The sequence below is a fragment of the Pseudomonas sp. NPDC086566 genome, from assembly GCF_050280885.1.
GTDB lineage: Bacteria > Pseudomonadota > Gammaproteobacteria > Pseudomonadales > Pseudomonadaceae > Aquipseudomonas > Aquipseudomonas vlassakiae.
Genome location: NZ_JBNNWD010000006.1, coordinates 337,297 through 355,664, shown reverse-complemented (window position 1 = coordinate 355,664; position 18,368 = coordinate 337,297). Strand labels below are relative to the sequence as shown.

Sequence of the window (18,368 nt, the reverse complement as noted above, 5' to 3'; positions counted from 1 at the left end):
TCGCTGTTTCGGTAACAAAGATTCGCAAGAATATACGCTTATCGCCAGTGCGGCGGCCCCCTAGAATTGCGCGGCCCCTCCACCTCTTCCTCGGGAAATCGCAGCTGTGCCGCGTCGCATCATCAGAACGCTTCAAGTGTTCAGTGCCTGTGCCCTTAGTTTCACCTTGAGCGGCTGTATCGGAACCTGGGGTATCGCCCCGCAAAGCAAGACCCTGCAAGCCAATTCCTTGACCACCGACGCGGCTATCCGCGAAGCGGCCAGCGACGCGCACTGGCCTGAGCAGCGCTGGTGGCAGGCCTATGGCGACCCGCAACTCGACCGCTGGATCGAGCTGGCCGTGGCCGGTAGCCCGAGCCTGGCCATGGCCGCTGCGCGGGTGCGTGAAGCCAAGGCCATGGCCGGTGTGGTCGAGTCGGCGGAAAAGCTCCAGGTCAACGGTGATGCGACGCTCAAGCGGCATAACTGGCCCGAGGATCAGTTCTATGGCCCTGGCGCGCTGTCGGGCGCAAATACCTGGGACAACAACGCCGCCATCGGCTTCAGCTACGCGCTGGACCTTTGGGGCCGCGAACGCAACGCCAGCGAGCAGGCAGTGGACCAGGCGCACATGAGCGTGGCCGAGGCCCGCCAGGCGCAGCTGGAACTGCAGAACAATGTAGTGCGGGCCTACATTCAGCTGAGCCTGCATTTCGCCCAGCGCGACATCGTCAAGGCCGAGCTGGACCAGCAGGAGCAGATCCTGGCCCTGGCCAAGCGCCGCCTGGACGGCGGTATCGGCACCCATTTCGAGGTCAGCCAGGCCGAGGCACCGCTGCCCGAAACCCATCGTCAGCTAGACAGCCTTGACGAGGAAATTGCCCTGACCCGCAACCAGCTGGCGGCGTTGGCCGGCAAGGGGCCAGGGGAGGGCGCGCAGTTGCAACGGCCGACCCTGGCCCTCGCTGCCCCGCTGAAACTGCCTTCGAACCTGCCTGCCGAACTGGTCGGCCAGCGCCCCGATGTGGTCGCCAGCCGCTGGCAGGTGGCGGCCCAGGCCCGTGGCATCGACGTCGCTCACGCCGGTTTCTTCCCCAACGTCGACCTGGTCGGCAGCCTTGGCTTCATGGCCACCGGCGGTGGCCCGCTGGAATTCCTCACCGGGCGCAAGTTCAACTACAACGTCGGCCCGGCGATCAGCCTGCCGATCTTCGACGGTGGCCGACTGCGCTCGCAGTTGGGCGTAGCCTCGGCGAGTTATGACGTAGCGGTGGCGCGCTACAACCAGACCGTGGTGGGCGCGCTGAAGAACATTTCCGATCAACTGATCCGCCGTGAATCGATGAAGGAACAGTCGCACTTCGCCGCTGAGTCGGTGGCCGCTGCGCAGAAGACCTACGACATCGCCACGGTGGCCTTCCAGCGCGGGCTGACCGACTACCTGAATGTGCTCAACGCGCAAACCCTGCTGTTCCGCCAACAGCAGGTGCAGCAGCAAGTGCAGGCTGCCCGCCTGATCGCCCATGCCGAACTGGTCACCGCCCTGGGCGGCGGCCTGCAGGCTGGCCAGGATGCACCGAACGAAGAGCGCCAGGCAGCGCCGAAAACCCCGGCCACCCTGGCCATTTTCGACAAGCAGCCGGATAACGCCGAATGAGCACTTCAAGTTTGCCCGTGCGCTGGCTGCAGAGCCTGGAATGGCGCCGTGGCTTCTTCGCCTGGGCGCGCACTGACGGGGTGACCTGGGTGTACATCTTCAAGGTGCTGGCCGCGGCGTTCATCACCCTGTGGCTGGCCATGCGCCTGGAGCTGCCGCAACCGCGCACGGCGATGATCACCGTGTTCATCGTCATGCAGCCGCAGAGCGGCCATGTGTTCGCCAAAAGCTTTTACCGGGTACTTGGCACCCTGGCCGGCTCGGCGATGATGGTGGCGCTGATTGCCATCTTCCCGCAGAACACCGAACTGTTCCTGCCCAGCCTGGCCGTGTGGGTTGGCCTGTGTTCGGCCGGCGCCATGCGCTACCGCACCTTCCGCGCCTATGGTTTCGTCCTCGCCGGCTACACCGCGGCAATGATCGGCCTGCCCGTGCTGCAGCACCCGGACCAGGCATTCATGGCGGCGGTGTGGCGGGTGCTGGAGATCGCCCTGGGCATCCTGGTATCGACCTTCGTCAGCGCCGCGGTCCTGCCGCAGTCGGCCAGTGCCGCCATGCGCAACGCCCTGTACCAGCGTTTCGGCGTGTTCGCCGGGGTCGTCGTGGAAGCCTTGCGCGGCGATAGCCAGCGCGACCGCTTCGAGGCCAGCAACGTGCGCTTCGTCGCCGAAGCGGTCGGGCTGGAGAGCCTGCGCAACGTTACCGCCTTCGAGGACCCGCACATGCGTCGCCGCTCTGGCCGACTGGTGCGCATGAACAGCGAGTTCATGGCCATCACCACGCGCTTCAACGCTTTGCACCGCCTGCTGGAGCGCCTGCGCGCGCGCGGCCCGCTGCAGATCGTCGGCGCCATCGAGCCCGGCCTGGACACCTTGGTGGAGCTGCTGCAGCCCTATGTGGGACGGGCCCTGACCGACGCCGATGCGCTGCGCCTGACGCTGGAGCTGGCGGCTTACAAGGAAGGCCTGCAGGCGCAGGTGCGTGGCTTGCGCGCCGATTATCTGGCCACCCAGCCCAGCGAATCCGACCTGCTGGACTTCCACACCGCATTCGAACTGCTCTACCGCTTCGTCGACGAGATGTACAGCTACGCCGAGACCCACGCTTCGCTGGCCGCGCACAAACACGAGCGCGAGCAGTGGGACGAACCCTATGTGGCGCAGACCAGCTGGCTGGTGTCCTTGGCTGCCGGTGTGCGCGCTTGCGCGGTGCTGTTGCTGCTGGGCAGTTACTGGCTGACGAGCGACTGGCCCAGCGGCGCCATGATGACCCTGATCGCCACCGTCACCGTGGGCCTCTCGGCCGCTTCGCCGAACCCCAAGCGCATGTCGTTCCAGATGGCCTGTGGTACGGCGATCGGGGCCTTCATCGGCTTCTTCGAAACCTTTTTCGTGTTCCCCTGGATCGACGGTTTCCCGCTGTTGTGCATGGTCCTGGCGCCGGTATTCGTACTCGGTGCGTTCCTGTCGTCGCGACCGGCGTACGCCGGCTACGGCATCGGCCTGCTGGTGTTCTTCGCCATCGGCTCGGTGCCGAACAACCTGACTGTCTACGACCCGTACAGCTTCATCAACGATTACATCGGCATGGTCATCGGCATGTTCGTCTGCGCCGCAGCGGGCGCGATCATCCTGCCGCCGAACAGCCGCTGGCTGTGGAGTCGCCTGGAGCAGGAGCTGCGCGGGCAGGTGCTGTTCGCCATCAGCGGCCGCCTGCGCGGCCTCGGTTCGGCCTTCGAAAGCCGCACCCGCGACCTGCTGCATCAGGCCTATGGCCTGGCTGCCGGCAAGCCGCAGGTACAGAGCGAGCTGATGGGCTGGATGTTCACCGTGCTGGAGATCGGCCACGCCATCATCGAACTGCGCAAGGAGCAGGCTCGCGCGCCGATCCACCCGGCCTACGCCGAGTCGCAACCGTGGCGCCAGGCCATTCGTGTCATGGGCCGCGCCCTGGCCCGCCTGTTCCTGCAGCCCAGCGCCAGCAACCACGAGCGTGCGCTGGTCGCGGTGGACCACGCCATTGCGCGCGTGCAGGCCACCGACGAACCCTTCGCCCGGCATTTCGACACCTCGGTGCTGCGCCGGGTGCAGAGCTACCTGCACTTCATCCGTTCTTCCCTGCTGGACCCACAGTCGCCACTGACCCCGGCGAAAGGATTGCACGATGCTTCGTGAAAGCATGCCCCGCGAGATCGCCTTTCATGGCGTTTACATGCCCACCATGACCCTGATGTTCCTGTTCGCCCTGGGCCTGGCCTGGGGCCTGGACCGGTTCATCGCCAGCCATGATGGCTACCGCTTCTTCTGGCACCCGGCGCTGCTGCGCCTGAGCCTGTTCGTCTGCCTGTTCGGCGCCCTGGCGCTGTCGCTCTACTGGTGAGAATCCTTCGATGAAAAAGTTCTTCAGCCTGATCGCCACCCTGCTGGTACTGGCCGCTGCCGTGGTGATCGGACGCCAGTTGTGGTTGCACTACATGACCACGCCGTGGACCCGCGACGGCCGCGTGCGTGCCGACATCATCAACGTCGCCGCCGACGTGCCGGGCTATGTGGTCGATGTGCCGGTCAAGGACAACCAGCGGGTGAAGAAGGGTGACCTGCTGATCCAGATCGACCCTGAGCACTACCAGCTGGCGGTCGACCAGGCCAAGGCCCTGGTCGCCTCGCGCAAGGCCACCTGGGAAATGCGCAAGGTCAACGCCAAGCGCCGCGCCGACATGGACAACCTGGTGATCTCCAGGGAAAACCGTGACGACGCCAGCAACATCGCTAACTCTGCCCAGGCCGACTACCAACAGGCCCAGGCTGAACTGGCTGCGGCCGAGCTGAACCTCAAGCGCACCCAGATCGTCGCCACGGTCGACGGTTACGTGACCAACCTGAATATCCACAAGGGCGACTATGCGCGTACCGGTGAAGCGGTGATGGCGGTTGTCGATGAGCATTCGTTCTGGGTGTACGGCTTCTTCGAGGAGACCAAGCTGCCGCATGTGAAGGTGGGTAACCAGGCCGAGCTGCAAATGATGAGCGGCGAGCGCCTCAAGGGGCATGTGGAGAGTATCGCCCGCGGCATCTACGACCGCGACAACCCACAGAGCCGCGAGCTGATCGCCGATGTGAACCCGACCTTCAACTGGGTGCGGCTGGCACAGCGGGTGCCGGTGCGGATTCATATCGATGAGGTGCCGGACGGGTTTCTGCTGGCGGCGGGGACGACGTGTACGGTGGTGGTGAAGCCGGGCGAGAAATAGCCAAAGCTTAAGTTGGATGTACTTATGTCTTTGGGAAAAGGACTACGAGAGAGTAGGAAGGGGATGGCATGAGCTGAATGGCGTTCGCGCTGCACAATGCCGTTTTCGCGTCGCCAACAAGAGCGATCCGGAAAAGGAATGGCCCCGCGTTGCGGGGCCATTGATACGTACCTAGCGTCATCACCAGCATGACCATCAGGTCTTCTGGGAGAGGGCGACTTAGGGCTGCACCGCGAATGCTAATACAGGATGGACGAGTTTGACAAATCAGGACTGGAGCCAATTCCTCGAACAGGCTTTTTCCAAGCCTCGCCTTGCCCGATACGCGATAAACCCTCGAAAAGCCGCAGCCGCCACGGCTTATGCTCACAATATGTTGTTAGGGCAAGCCATCTACCCATGCCTGCATGTGCTGGAAGGGTTAGCTGTGCCGTGTCTGACTGCTAGCAAGCAGCCCCCACCAACACCGGCACCTCAACTCGATCAATCACTTTTGCGCTGATCGACGGGTCCAGTAACCGCCCCAGCCGCGACAGGTGGCGGTGGCCCATGATGATCAGCTCGCAGTTCAGTTCCTGTGCTTTGGTGACAATTGCCTCGACTGGCTGACCGGCGACCATGCAGCCCCGGCTGCTGAAGCCGGCCTGTTGCAGCAGCGCCACCGCTTCGGCCACGGCGCGGTCGCCCAGGCGTTGCTCCTCGCAGGCGGCGGGGTATTCCTCCAGTTCTTCGGTGGTGTAGGGCCCAGGCTTGTCATGTACGGCGAAGGTCGAGTCGATGGCCAGCAGCACATGCAGAGCGTGTTCGCCGGGGCGGCAATAGCGGCGGGCCAGGGTGAGCAGGGCAGTGGAGGCGGGTGAGGCATCGATGGCGATAAGGACGGGGCTGGGCATGGGGGATCCTTTCTGGAGCTGGCAGATGTTACGGCAGGTTCGGCCCTTTCGCGGGGCAAGCCCGCACCCACATGGATTGCACAAGTCCCAGGCAATGTGAGGTTCCTGTGGGAGCGGGCTTGCCCCGCGAAAAGGCCGGGCCTGCCTATATTTCATTTATTGCCGAACACGACCTGAGAATAAATGCCCCACCACGCACGAGCGCATTGCGTCTGGTGCAATCCATCAACCTGCTACCATCGCCTTTCCCCACAGCTGTAACGGAAAACGGCCATGCAACTCCCGGACATGAACCTGCTAGTCGCCCTTGATGCCTTGCTCGACGAAGGCAGCGTGGTCGGCGCCGCGCAGCGCATGAACCTGAGCCCGGCGGCAATGAGCCGAACCCTGGGGCGTATCCGTGATGCCCTGGGCGACCCGATCCTGGTGCGTGCCGGCCGTGGCCTGGTGCCGACGCCGCGGGCGCTGGCCCTGCGCGAGCAGGTGGCGGCGTTGGTGGAGCAGGCTGGCGAGGTGTTCCGCAGCGCCGATGAAGTCGACCTGCCCAGGCTCGATCGCGCCTTCAACATTCGCACCAATGACCTGTTCATCGCCTTGTATGGCGCGCCGCTGTTGCGCCGTATGCATGAACAGGCGCCGCGCACGGTGCTGCGCTTCGTGCCGGAAAGTCCCGGGGGCGACGACGACAGCGTGCTGCGCGATGGGCGCACCGACCTGATCATCAGCTCGACCGTTGACCTGGGCCCGGAGATCAAGGTGCAGAGCCTGTTCCAGACCTACTACGTGGGCCTGGCACGGCGTGACCACCCGATCTTCGACCAGCCGATCACGCCAAGCAGCTTCGCCAGTTATCCACAGATCAGCGTGTCCCGCCGTGGCCGCGCCAACGGGCCGATCGATGTCGAACTGGCCAACTTCAAGGTGCAGCGGCGGGTGGCGCTGATCACCCCGAGTTTTCACTCGGCGCTGTTCTCGCTGCCGGATTCCGACCTGATCCTGCCGATGCCGGCCAATATCCTCAACAGCGTGCACAAGCTCGGGTTGCCGTTGCGCTCGTTCGAGATCCCGGTGCCGCTGGAGCGAGTGACGGTGCTGCAGGCGTGGCATCCGCGCTTTCATAATGACCCGGCGCATCGCTGGCTGCGGCAGACCCTGAAGGCCTGTTGCAGCGTCGATCCTTGAGCCGGATTGCGCCTGACGCAACTTAAACCTGCCGAGAAGTCAGTTTTCGTCAGCATTCGACCTTCTTAGACTGGCTCCAGTCGCAAATTTGTTGCTGGAGATGTCTGCCCATGAGTTCCCTGTCCGCCCCTTCTGCCGCGATTGCCGCCGCCCCCGCGCCGGCCGCGCCTGCGCAGACGGCGTTCGGCCTGCGGGTGGTGGTCGGGCTGTTCGGTGTGTTGCTGGCGGTGCTTTGCGCCGGCCTCAACGAGTCGGTCACCAAGATCTCTCTCGCCGATATCCGCGGTGCCATGGGCATCGGTGCCGACGAAGGCGCCTGGTTGCTGGCGGTCTACAGCGCTGCGTCGGTATCGGCCATGGCCTTCGCCCCCTGGTTGGCCACCACCTTCTCCCTGCGCCGCTTCACCATGACTGCGGTCGGCCTGTTTGCCGTGCTGGGTTTGCTGCAACCGTTCGCCCCCAATCTGCACAGCCTGATGCTGCTGCGTGTGCTCCAGGGCTTCGCCTCGGGCGCCTTGCCGCCGATGCTGATGAGCGTGGCGCTGCGCTTCCTGCCACCTGGCATCAAGGTCTACGGCCTGGCCTGCTATGCCCTGACCGCCACTTTCGGGCCAAACCTCGGCACGCCGCTGGCGGGCCTGTGGACCGAGTACGTTGGCTGGCAGTGGGCGTTCTGGCAGATCATCCTGCCCTCGGCACTGGCCATGTTCTGCGTCGGCTGGGGCCTGCCGCAGGACCCGCTGCGCCTGGAGCGCTTCAAGCAGTTCGACTGGCGCGGCGTGCTGCTCGGCCTGCCGGCGATCAGCTGCATCGTCCTGGGCCTGTCGCTGGGTGACCGCTGGGGCTGGTTCGATTCACCGCTGATCTGCTGGTTGCTGGGCGGTGGCGTGCTGCTGCTGGTGCTGTTCCTGTACAACGAATGGTCCGAGCCACTGCCATTCTTCCAGCTGCGCATGCTGCAGCGGCGCAACCTCAGCTTCGCCCTGCTGACCCTGGCCGGGGTGCTGATCGTGTTGTCCGGCGTGGGCAGCATTCCGTCGGCGTACCTGGCGCAGATCCAGGGCTATCGGCCAGCGCAGACCAGCCCGCTGATGATGCTGGTGGCCATGCCGCAGCTGATCGCCCTGCCGCTGACCGCTGCGCTGTGCAACATCCGTGCGGTGGACTGCCGTTGGGTGCTGGCCGTCGGCCTGGCCATGCTGGCAGTGTCGTGCGTGGGCAGCAGCCTGTTGACCAGTGCGTGGATCCGCGGCGATTTCTACCCGTTCTACCTGCTGCAGGTGTTCGGCCAGCCAATGGCCGTGTTGCCGCTGTTGATGCTCTCCACCAACGGCATGACCCCGCAGGAAGGCCCGTTCGCCTCCAGCTGGTTTAACACCGTCAAAGGCCTGGCTGCCGTGATTGCCGGGGGCCTGCTGGATGCCTTGGGCACCCTGCGTCGGCACTTTCATTCCAACCACCTGGTGGACAGCCTGGGCAACGCCCCGCTGATCGACGACAACGCTGCCGGTCTTGCCAAGCGCATTCACGACCAGGCGCAGGTGCTGACATCCGCCGACCTTTACCTGGTCATGGCCTGCATCGCCGTGGCCCTGATCTGCCTGATTCCTTTCGTGCCTACCCGGGTCTATCCGCCGCGCGCGGTGGCCTGAACCCTGGATGAATTCGAGACACTGAACATGACCCACAACCGTAAAACCCTTCTCATCGGCTCGGTGCTCGCCGTCGCCGTGCTGGCCGGTATCGTCGGCCCCTGGCTGTTCGGCAGCGACCACCGGCAGAGCACCAACGATGCCTACGTGATCGCCGATTACACCGTGGTCGCCCCCAAGGTCGCCGGTTTCATCAAAGAAGTGCTGGTCGAAGACAACCAGCAGGTGCAGGCCGGCCAGTTGCTGGCGACCATCGATGCTCGTGATTACCAGGCCGCGCTGGATGCTGCCCAGGCCCAGTTGCTGGTGGCCAAGGCGCAAAGCGCCGATGCCCGTGCCACCCTGGAGCGCCAGGCTGCACTGATTGCCCAGGCCCAGGCGGCAGTCACGGCAGCCCAGGCTGAAGCCGCGTTCGCCGACCATGAGGTCAACCGCTACAGCCGCCTGGCCGAGCAGGGCGCCGGTACCGTGCAGAACGCCCAGCAGGCGCGCAGCCGGGTTGACCAGGCCCGTGCACGGTTGGCCAACGCCCAGGCGGCGCTGGTGGCGACACGCAAGCAGGTGGACATCCTCACGGCCCAGGTGGCCAGCGCCGATGGCCAGTTGAAGCGTGCCGAAGCCGGCCTGGAGAAGGCCCAGCTGGACCTGTCCTACACCCGCATCACCGCGCCGGTCGACGGCATGGTCGGCGAGCGTGCCCTGCGCGTCGGCGCCTTCGTCAACCCCGGTGCGCGCCTGCTTTCGGTGGTGCCGTTGCAGCATGCCTATGTGGTCGGCAACTTCCAGGAAACCCAGCTGACCCATGTACAGCCAGGCCAGCCGGTCAGCATCAGCGTCGACACCTTCTCCGGTGAAACCCTCACAGGCCATGTCGAGAGCATCGCCCCGGCGACTGGCGTGACCTTCGCTGCGGTAAAACCGGACAACGCCACCGGCAACTTCACCAAGGTTGTGCAACGCATTCCGGTGAAGATCGTCTTCGATGACGGCCAACCGCTGCTCGAACGCCTGCGGGTGGGCATGTCGGTCGAGGCAACCATCGACACCCTCGGCGACAAGCTGGCCGGTAAAGAGGTGAGCGCCCGATGAAACCTGCCGTACGCTTGAGCCCGCTGCTGCTGGCCGTGCTGCTGGCCGGTTGCACCCTCGGGCCGGACTTTCAGCGTCCCGACAGCGAGGCCCCCCGGCAATGGGCAGCGCTGCAAGGTGAAGCCGCTGCCAGCCAGCCACAAGCCGAGCCGCTGGAACTGCGCTGGTGGGACACCTTCCATGACGCTCGCCTGAGCGCACTGATCCAGCGGGTTGCAGACAACAACCTCGACCTGCAGATGGCCAGTGCCCGCCTGTTGCAAAGCCGTGCCCTGCGCAGCACGGTGGCGGCCGATGAAACGCCAGCGGTCGATGCCAACGTTGGCTACAGCCGTGCCCGCAACAGCGCCGAAGGCCTGAGCGACCCGTCTGGCAACGCCGGCAAGTCAGCCTTCAACCTCTGGCAGGGTGACCTGGTCGCCGGTTGGGAGCTGGACCTCTGGGGCCGTGTGCGGCGCCAGGTGGAAGCGGCCGATGCCACCGTCGAGGTGGCCGAGAACGACCGCCGTGGCGTGCTGCTGGCGCTGCTCTCGGAAACCGCCGGTAACTACATTCAGCTGCGTGCCGTGCAGCACACCCTGGAGGTGACCCGCGACAACCTGAAGGTCGCCGAGCACAGCCTGAAGCTCTCTCAGGATCGTCAGGCCGAAGGCGTCGCCACCCGGCTCGACGTGGCCCAGGCCAGCGCCCAGGTGGCGTCCATCGAGGCGCGCCTGCCAAGCCTTGAGGCCCGGCGTGACGACCTGATCAATGCCCTCAGCCTGCTTGCCGCCGAACCGCCGCGCAGCTTGCAGGCCGAGTTGCTGCAAGCGGGAGAGCTCCCGGCGCCGCAGCAGAAGTTCGCCATCGGCTTGCCGTCCGAGCTGGCCGAGCGGCGGCCGGACATCCGCCAGGCCGAGGCACGCCTGCATGCTGCCACTGCGAGCATTGGTGTCGCCAAGGCCGACTTCTATCCCAGTATCCGCCTGTCTGGCAGCGTCGGTTTCCAGGCCATGCAACTGGCCGATTTCGGCGGCTGGGATTCGCGTCGCTTTGCCTTCGGCCCGCAGCTGTCACTGCCGATCTTCGAAGGTGGCCGGCTCAAAGGTACCCTGCAATTGCGCGAGGCGCAGCAACAGGAAGCAGCGCTCAACTACCGCAAAGTGGTGCTCGGCGCCTGGCACGAAATCGACGATGTGCTACGCCTGTACAACGCCAGCCAGTTGCGTCGCGACCACCTGGCCGAGGCAGTGCGGCAGAACCGCATCGCCCTGGAAACCGCCCAGCGCCAGTATGTGGAAGGGGCGGTGGACTTTCTCAACGTGCTGACCGTGCAGGGTGCCTTGCTGGCCAGCGAAGAGCAGTGGATCGACAGTTCTGCCGCGGTGTCGCAGGCGCTGGTAGGGCTGTACAAGGCCTTGGGCGGTGGCTGGCAGGCATTCGACGAGCAGCCGCAGCATTCTCATAGCTAGAGAGGGAGCACAGATGCACATTTCCTTGAACGGCAAGCGCGCCATCGTCAGCGGCTCTACCGCTGGCATTGGCCTGGCTATCGCCATCGGCCTGGCCGAGGCGGGCGCCGAAGTGGTACTTAACGGCCGCACCCAGGCCCGTGTCGATGAAGCACTCAAGGTGGTGCGCGAGCGCTTGCCGCAAGCGCGCATCATCGGCATTGCCGCTGACCTGGGCAGCCAGGAGGGCGCGCAGAAGCTGTTCGACCAGGTGCCACACACCGATATCCTGGTCAACAACCTCGGCATCTTCGAGCCCAAGCCGTTCTTCGAGATCGACGATGCCGACTGGCAGCGCTTCTTTGATGTCAACGTGCTCAGCGCCGTGCGCCTGTCGCGCCACTACGCCCAGGGCATGGCGCAGCGCAAGTGGGGGCGGGTGATCTTCCTGTCCAGCGAGTCGGCGTTGCAGGTCCCGACCGAGATGATTCATTACGGCATGACCAAGACAGCGCTGCTGGCAGTGTCCCGTGGCCTGGCCGAGACCCTGGCAGGTACCGGGGTGACCGTGAACTCGGTGCTGCCGGGGCCGACCCGCTCGGAGGGGGTGGGTGACTTCTTTGCCAAGCTGGCGCAGGAGCAGGGGGTATCCACCGAAGAGCTGGAGGCCAACTTCCTGGCCGAGCACCGGCCAACTTCGCTGATCAAGCGGTTGGCGACGGTTGAAGAGGTGGCCAACATGGTGGTGTACCTGGCATCGATGCAGGCCAGTGCCACGACTGGAGCGGCACTGCGGGTGGATGGCGGGGTGCTGCGTTCCATCGCCTGATTTGTCGTCGCCTGTACCGGCCCTTTCGCGGGGCAAGCCCGCTCCTACAGGGGATCGCGTTTTCTTGTAGGAGCGGGCTTGCCCCGCGAAAGGGCCGGCACAGGACTCAGAGGGGCCGGAGTAATCCGAAGCGCTTGCGCAAGGCCCAGTCCAGCAACCGCGTAGGCAGCAGGCGGGCCATGAGCGGCAGCGCCGTGCTGCCATTGCCCAACCGCACCACCGCCGGCACCGGCGACTTGCCAACTGCCGCCAGCACTCCCTGGGCAAACTCAGCCGCCGACGTCGGCTTGTCCTGCGACGCCCGCGCCCGCGCCTGCACATGTTCGCGCAGCGGCCACCACGGCGAATCCGCCGCCAGCACCTGATCGGCCTGGCGCTGGGCATTGCTGGCGAACTGCGAGGCAATCGCCCCCGGCTGCACCTCCATCACCTGAATGCCAAACGGCGCCAGCTCCAGGCGCAGTGCGTCGCTCAGGGCATGCACGGCGGCCTTGGAGGCGCAGTAAGCGCCTGCGAACGGCGTCACCAGCACCCCCGAGACGCTGCCGATATTCACCACCCGCCCGCGGGCACGGCGCAGCAACGGGAACAGTGCGCGGGTGACCCCGACCACGGCGAAGACATTGGTCTCGAACTGCTGGCGCAGGGCATCGACGCCGCCGTCGAGCAGCGGCCCCATGGCACCGTAGCCGGCGTTGTTGATCAGTATGTCGAGGGTTTGCAGTTCCTCGGCCAGGCAGGCCAGGGCTTCGCTGTCGTTCACGTCCAGTTGCCGGGCGCTGAAGCCGGCAGCGTTCAGTCGCTCGACATCCTCAGGCTTGCGGGCGGTAGCCCAGACTTGGTAGCCGGCATCGCGGAAGGCGTCGGCCAGTGCGCGGCCGATGCCGCTGGAACAACCGGTGATCAGGACGGTGGGCATGGTTGGGGCCTGTCAGCAGGTGAGAGAGGTATGAACCTGTGCCCGCGAAAGGGCCGGAACAGGCGCTGGATTAGTTGGCAAATGTACCTTGCAGATGCTCGGCACGGAATTCCAGTGTCTGTGGGCGATATCCCGAGCGCAATGGGGGCAGTGGCAGGCAGTCCTCCCACTCCGCCCCCGGCTGCAGTTCACCCGGGCCACGGTAGCGCGGTGCGTTATAAGTGTTCTCCGCAAGGTTCACGGTATCGCCCGGTGCATACGCCGCCACCCGCCAGCGCAGTTCGGTCAGCGGTACCGTGTTGCCGTTTTTCATGCGCACCTGCAGCGCACGGTCTGCAGGGCAGTGTTCGGGGGCATAGCTCAGGCGCAATTCCAGGCGTGCCAGTTGTGAGGCTTCGCGGTTGTCCTGCCAGATGACCAACAATGTCACCAGGCCAAGGCCACAGATTGCGGCCAGGGTAATCGGCAGGGCCTTGGCCGGGTAGCGCAACAGCAGCACCAGCCAGGTGAGGATGAGAAAGGCACCGATGATCATGGGGCAGGCAGACCTTGGTTGAGCAGGTCTGGTCATCGTAGCGCCAAAACTGGCCTGCCTCAAAAGGAAGGGGCCGCACTGGCGGCCCCTTGGGTGTTGCTTATTGCGCGATGGTTTTCACCGAAACGCCGCGCTCGATCGGCGTCGAAGTCCGCCCATACACATCCTCGAAGCGCTCGATGTCGTCCTCGCCCAGGTAGCTGCCGGACTGCACCTCGATGATCTCCAGCGGGATCTTGCCCGGGTTGCGCAGGCGGTGGATCGAGGCGATCGGGATGTAGGTCGACTGGTTCTCGGTGAGCAGGAACACGTTCTCGTCACAGGTCACCTCGGCGGTGCCGGACACCACGATCCAGTGCTCGGCGCGGTGGTGGTGCATCTGCAGCGAGAGGCTGGCGCCTGGCTTGACGGTGATGTGCTTGACCTGGAAGCGGCCACCCATGTCCACCGAGTCGTACGAGCCCCACGGGCGATACACTTCCAGGTGGTTCTGGGTTTCGCTGCGGCCCTGCTCGTCGAGGGTCTTGACCATCTGCTTGACGCCCTGGACCTTGTCCTTGTGGGCAATCATCATCGCGTCCTTGGTCTCGACCACGACGATGTTCTCAAGGCCGATCACCGACACCAGCTTGCCATTGCCGTGGATCATGCAGTTGCGGCTGTCCTGCACCACCACGTCGCCCTTGGTGACGTTGCCGTCGGCGTCCTTGTCGTGCACTTCCCACAGCGACGACCAGCAGCCCACATCGCTCCAGCCGGCCGACATCGGCACCACGCAGGCGCGCTGGGTCTTTTCCATCACCGCGTAGTCGATAGAGTTGTCCGGGCAGCAGGCGAAGGTGGCTTCGTCGATGCTCAACACATCGCCGTCTTCATGGCTGCGCTCAAGGGCCAGCAGGCAGGTATCGTAAATGTCGGAGTCGTGCTTTTTCAGCTCTTCAAGGAAGCGGCTGGCGCGGAACAGGAACATGCCGCTGTTCCAGAAGTAGCCACCGGCGGCGACGAACTCGGCGGCGCGCTTCTCGTCGGGCTTCTCGACGAACTGGGCAACCCGGGCCACGCCTTCGGGCAGCAGCGCGTCCTGGCTGGAACGGATGTAACCGTAGCCGGTCTCCGGCTTGGTTGCCGGCACGCCGAACAGCACCATCTCGCCGCGCTCGGCAGCCACGGTGGCCAGGGCCAGGGCGCGTTGCAGGGCCTTCTGGTCGTCGATCACGTGGTCGGCGGGCAGCACCAGCATCAAGTCGTCACGGCCTTCGTTGACCAGCTTCATGGCCGTCATCGCCACAGCCGGGGCCGTGTTGCGACCGAACGGCTCCATCAGGATGCCCTGGGTCTCCAGGTTCAGGGCAGCCAGCTGCTCCTGGACGATGAACTTGTGGTCCTTGTTGCAGACCACGATCGGGGTGTCCATGCCGTCGAAGCGCAGGCGTTCGAGGGTCTGCTGGAACAAGGTGTGTTCGCCGGTCAGTGCCAGGAACTGTTTGGGGAACTGCTTGCGCGACAGAGGCCACAGACGCGAACCGCTACCACCAGAAAGAATTACCGGGATCATCATGTTTCTCCAATAGTCGTTATGAGGCAGGGGGGATCAGTTGCTAGCCACGGGGCGAGTTACCCACACCGGCGACAAGTTGCTGCCGGAACCCGTTACGTACAGCACGGCCGCTTCGCCACGCTCCAGGGCGACCGGTTTCAGGTCGCTGACTTTCTTGTTGCCTTCGAACAAGGCCAGGTTGACCTTGACCGGATTGATTTCGCGCTCGCCGCGCCCCTTGGTGGCCACCGACGGCACCACTTCGGTCTTGCCGTCGGCGGTCTTCAGGGTCACCGCCTGGTCGCTCAGGTTCTGCACGCGAACCAAGGCTTTCTGCTTGTTCTTGAACGGTGGTTCTTCGATCAGCTGCGGGGTGCCGTTGGCGCTGTTGACCAAGGTGTAGTACTTGTCCGCCGCCAGCTTCACCGGCACGCTCTTGCCGGCGACCTGGGCGGTGTAGTCACCGCCCGGCAGGAAGCTGAAGTCGCTGCTGGCCTGGGCACCGACCTGCTTGATCTGGGTGTTGCCGACGCTGGCCGCAGCCGGGGCGCTGGAGGCGTTGTACAGGCGCACGAAGGTCGAGCCTTTCGGCGCGCTCGGGCCGTACAGCGCGGCGTCGGCACCGGCGAAGGCCTGCATGGAGGCAAGGGAAAGGCCGGCCGCGAGGGTGAGGGCTTTGGCAATGGAAGTCTTGGTAGTCATGTGCATTTCCTCTCTATCGATCAGTGATTCGTCCGGGTGGACGACAAGGCCAGGTTTTCTTCGGATTTACGTGAGTTCTTCAGCTGTGCGATCCACTGCGGATCGAAGCTGCTGAGGTCGTTGGTCATTGGCAGATAACGTTCGGGGAATTCCCACACCACCACTTGTGGCGCGGCGTTCTTGAAGGCATCGCTTTGCAGGTACTTGAGCATCGGCAGCAACGGGCCGTGGCCGTCTTCGGCATAGTTGGCAACGTCGCTGTGCAGCGCCTGCTGCAGCGCGCCGAGGAAGTTCCAGTGCGGGTTGGCGCTGTAGCTGGTACCCACCAGGGCGACCGGGATCTGGTTATCGGCGAACAGGGCGTCGCCGCCGTCACCTGTGGCTTCGGCAGGGCGGGTCGTGCGTTGCTGCAGGTTGTCCGGGGTCGGCAGCAGGTTGCTGAACAGCGGGTCCAGGGGCAGGAAGTTGGTCAGGTCGCCCTTGTACGGGGCGGTGCTGCCAGCTTCGGTGATGAAGGTCTGCGGCGCGCCATTGAGCAGGCTCTGGCGGCTGACGGCCTCGGCCAGCGCCTGCGCCGCCACTTCGGCACCCATCGGCGTCCAGTGGGTGTCGGTACGCAGGAATACCTGACCGCGGGCCTTGGCCTGTTCCAGGGCTGCCATCAGGTCAGGGGCGAACACATTGGCCTGGCGTGCCTGGGCATGGAACCGGTTGTACAAGTCGTCGTGCAGGCTGGCCGGTTGCTGCTTGCCGATGTACTCGGAATACACCCGTGCCTTGGCCGGAATGATCGCCAGCACCAGCTGGCTGCCATGCTTCTGCAAGGTGTCGCGTACCCCGCGGATCAGTGCCAGGTTGTCCTGCATCTGCTGCTCGGCACCGGCGCTGGGCTTGAACTCTTCGTCGCTGAACAGCCACTGGTCGCGGCCCAGCACCACGCCTGGGCGGCCTTCGTTGAACAGCTTGAAGTCCAGCGCGGCCCAGAGGTTGGTACCCAGGCGCTTGATCGGGAACTGGTCGTCGTAGTGGGTCTCGGCGGCCTTGGCCAGCTTGCCGTTGAGCAGGGTCATCTGCTCGGTGCGGTGGAAGCTCTCGAAGCCGCCGGTGGACCAGACGCCCATGCCCACCAGCAGGCCGAGAAACGACAGGGAATAGGTGACGCGTAATGTCCGGGTCATGTCATCCACCTCAGAACTGGAAGTACAGGAACGGCGAGTAGCTCTGCGCCGAAAGCTTGAGGATCGAGGCCACGAACAGCAGCAGGATCAGGGCGCGGGTCATCACCCGGGTCCAGTCCAGGCCGATCGAGCCATCGGCATTGACCTGCACCGGAGTGGCCTTGGCGGTTGGCTTGGCGTTGCGGTAGAAGTCGCGCAGGCCGAAGAACGCCAGGGTGAGGTAGGCGATCACCAGGGTCGCTACCTGCAGGCCGGTGAGCTGGGCGCGGTTGAGTTCCGACAGCTGCCATTCGCCGAAGCTGAACATGGCGCCGTACATGCGGGCGGCGACGTGCAGGTTCTCGGCACGGAAGATCACCCAGCCGACCACTACCAGCAGGAAGGTGAAGGCCCACTTGACCGGGTTGAAGCGTTGCGGGTTGGTGTCGATGCCCAGTGCCCGCTCGATCGCCAGCCACATGCCGTGCCAGGCGCCCCAGATGATGTAGGTGAAGTTGGCACCGTGCCACAGGCCGCCCAGCAGCATGGTCAGGAACAGGTTGCGGTAGGTGTTGAAGGTGCCTTTGCGGTTACCGCCCAGGGTGATGTACAGGTAATCGCGCAGCCAGGTCGACAGGCTGATGTGCCAGCGCCGCCAGAACTCGGTGATCGACTGGCTGATGTACGGCTGCTTGAAGTTCTCCATGAAGCGGAAGCCCATCATCAGCCCCAGGCCGATGGCCATGTCGCTGTAGCCGCTGAAGTCGAAGTACAGCTGCGCGGTGTAGGCCAGGGCGCCGAGCCAGGCGTCGCCGGTGGTCGGGTTCTGCAGGGCGAAGCAATGGTCGGCCACCACCGCCAGGGTGTCGGCGATGAACACCTTCTTGATGAAGCCCTGCATGAAGCGGGTGCAGCCTTCAGAGAACTTGTCCAGGGTGTGGGTGCGGTTGTTGAACTGGTCGACCAGGTCCTTGAAGCGCAGCACGGGGCCGGCGATCAGGTGCGGGAAGATCGCCACGAACGCGGCGAAGTCGATCAGGTTGCGGGTGGCCGGGGTGTCGCCGCGGTACACGTCGATGATGTAGCTGATCGACTCGAAGATATAGAACGAGATACCGATCGGCAGCAGCACGTGGGTGAGGATGAACGGTTCGAGGCCGAACGAGGTGATGATCGCGTTGAGGCTTTCGACGCCGAAGTTGGCGTACTTGAAGTAGCCGAGGATCGCCAGGTCCACGCCCACGCCCAGCAGCAGCCAGCGTTGGGCCGGCTTGGTGCGCACGCCGGCGGCGCCGACTTTCAGGCCGATCCAGTAGTTCCACAGGGTCACGCCGGCAAACAGGGCGAGGAAATCGACCCGCCACCAGGCATAGAAGATGTAGCTGGCGACCAGCAGCAGCAGGTTGCGATAGCGTTGCCCGCTCAAGTAGTACAGGCCGAGGAAAACCGGCAAGAACAGGAACAGGAACACGTTGGACGAGAAGACCATCCCGGTTCTCCTTTTTGTTCACAGCATCCGGGGCACAGCGCCCCCCAAACCCCCCAGTGCAAAACTGG

General features: G+C 64.7%; 16 protein-coding genes. 9 read left to right on the top strand and 7 right to left on the bottom strand.

Annotated elements, in window-relative coordinates; genetic code table 11:
- Nucleotides 1-106: 106 nt before the first annotated feature.
- Genes ACQKPS_RS16485 through ACQKPS_RS16470 form a run of 4 tightly spaced genes read left to right on the top strand, consistent with a single transcriptional unit; the run spans nucleotide 107 to nucleotide 4,886 of the window.
- Nucleotides 107-1,636 carry an efflux transporter outer membrane subunit gene (locus tag ACQKPS_RS16485; RefSeq protein WP_283724785.1) on the top strand — a complete coding sequence of 510 codons (1,530 nt, stop codon included), beginning with the start codon at nucleotides 107-109 and terminating at the stop codon, nucleotides 1,634-1,636.
- Nucleotides 1,633-3,810, top strand: coding sequence for an FUSC family protein (locus ACQKPS_RS16480; protein WP_313201609.1), 2,178 nt, complete (start codon nucleotides 1,633-1,635; stop codon nucleotides 3,808-3,810). The genes ACQKPS_RS16485 and ACQKPS_RS16480 overlap by 4 nt, the downstream gene beginning before the upstream one ends.
- Before the next feature lie 4 nt (nucleotides 3,811-3,814).
- Complete coding sequence (locus tag ACQKPS_RS16475; protein ID WP_008097766.1) at nucleotides 3,815-4,015, top strand: DUF1656 domain-containing protein; 201 nt, start codon at nucleotides 3,815-3,817, stop codon at nucleotides 4,013-4,015.
- A gap of 10 nt (nucleotides 4,016-4,025) precedes the next feature.
- Nucleotides 4,026-4,886 carry an efflux RND transporter periplasmic adaptor subunit gene (locus tag ACQKPS_RS16470; RefSeq protein ID WP_283724783.1) on the top strand — a complete coding sequence of 287 codons (861 nt, stop codon included), beginning with the start codon at nucleotides 4,026-4,028 and terminating at the stop codon, nucleotides 4,884-4,886.
- A gap of 443 nt (nucleotides 4,887-5,329) precedes the next feature.
- On the opposite strand, the gene ACQKPS_RS16465 is transcribed toward ACQKPS_RS16470, so the two are convergent.
- Nucleotides 5,330-5,779, bottom strand: a complete 450-nt coding sequence (locus ACQKPS_RS16465; protein ID WP_427604891.1) for a universal stress protein — start codon at nucleotides 5,777-5,779, stop codon at nucleotides 5,330-5,332.
- Between the two features lie 273 nt (nucleotides 5,780-6,052).
- Here ACQKPS_RS16465 and ACQKPS_RS16460 point away from each other — a divergent pair, with 273 nt between their 5' ends.
- From ACQKPS_RS16460 to ACQKPS_RS16440, 5 genes are all read left to right on the top strand, one after another.
- A complete protein-coding gene (locus tag ACQKPS_RS16460) occupies nucleotides 6,053-6,961 on the top strand; it encodes a LysR family transcriptional regulator (RefSeq protein WP_254481386.1) in 909 nt (302 codons plus the stop codon).
- 110 nt (nucleotides 6,962-7,071) lie between these two features.
- The gene (locus ACQKPS_RS16455; RefSeq protein WP_254481385.1) at nucleotides 7,072-8,613 is read left to right on the top strand and encodes an MFS transporter; all 1,542 of its coding nucleotides are present in this window, start codon (nucleotides 7,072-7,074) and stop codon (nucleotides 8,611-8,613) included.
- Between the two features lie 27 nt (nucleotides 8,614-8,640).
- Nucleotides 8,641-9,702, top strand: coding sequence for an HlyD family secretion protein (locus tag ACQKPS_RS16450; RefSeq protein WP_427604889.1), 1,062 nt, complete (start codon nucleotides 8,641-8,643; stop codon nucleotides 9,700-9,702).
- Entirely contained in the window at nucleotides 9,699-11,153 is a 1,455-nt protein-coding gene (locus ACQKPS_RS16445) for an efflux transporter outer membrane subunit (protein WP_427604887.1), read from the top strand. The genes ACQKPS_RS16450 and ACQKPS_RS16445 overlap by 4 nt, the downstream gene beginning before the upstream one ends.
- A gap of 13 nt (nucleotides 11,154-11,166) precedes the next feature.
- The gene (locus tag ACQKPS_RS16440) at nucleotides 11,167-11,961 is read left to right on the top strand and encodes an SDR family NAD(P)-dependent oxidoreductase (RefSeq protein WP_427604885.1); all 795 of its coding nucleotides are present in this window, start codon (nucleotides 11,167-11,169) and stop codon (nucleotides 11,959-11,961) included.
- Between the two features lie 106 nt (nucleotides 11,962-12,067).
- Here the strand turns inward: ACQKPS_RS16440 and ACQKPS_RS16435 are convergent, their stop codons facing one another.
- From ACQKPS_RS16435 to ACQKPS_RS16410, 6 genes are all read right to left on the bottom strand, one after another.
- Nucleotides 12,068-12,880 carry an SDR family oxidoreductase gene (locus tag ACQKPS_RS16435; RefSeq protein ID WP_254481382.1) on the bottom strand — a complete coding sequence of 271 codons (813 nt, stop codon included), beginning with the start codon at nucleotides 12,878-12,880 and terminating at the stop codon, nucleotides 12,068-12,070.
- 70 nt (nucleotides 12,881-12,950) lie between these two features.
- Nucleotides 12,951-13,415: a multidrug transporter gene (locus tag ACQKPS_RS16430; RefSeq protein WP_254481381.1), complete on the bottom strand. Its 465-nt coding sequence runs from the start codon at nucleotides 13,413-13,415 to the stop codon at nucleotides 12,951-12,953.
- Nucleotides 13,416-13,515: 100 nt separating this feature from the next.
- Nucleotides 13,516-14,970, bottom strand: coding sequence for a mannose-1-phosphate guanylyltransferase/mannose-6-phosphate isomerase (locus ACQKPS_RS16425; protein WP_254485622.1), 1,455 nt, complete (start codon nucleotides 14,968-14,970; stop codon nucleotides 13,516-13,518).
- A gap of 36 nt (nucleotides 14,971-15,006) precedes the next feature.
- Entirely contained in the window at nucleotides 15,007-15,654 is a 648-nt protein-coding gene (locus ACQKPS_RS16420) for an alginate O-acetyltransferase AlgF (protein ID WP_283724777.1), read from the bottom strand.
- Nucleotides 15,655-15,674: 20 nt separating this feature from the next.
- Nucleotides 15,675-16,832, bottom strand: coding sequence for an alginate O-acetyltransferase (locus tag ACQKPS_RS16415; RefSeq protein ID WP_254481379.1), 1,158 nt, complete (start codon nucleotides 16,830-16,832; stop codon nucleotides 15,675-15,677).
- A gap of 10 nt (nucleotides 16,833-16,842) precedes the next feature.
- Nucleotides 16,843-18,300: an MBOAT family O-acyltransferase gene (locus tag ACQKPS_RS16410; RefSeq protein ID WP_254481378.1), complete on the bottom strand. Its 1,458-nt coding sequence runs from the start codon at nucleotides 18,298-18,300 to the stop codon at nucleotides 16,843-16,845.
- Between the last annotated feature and the right edge of the window lie 68 nt (nucleotides 18,301-18,368).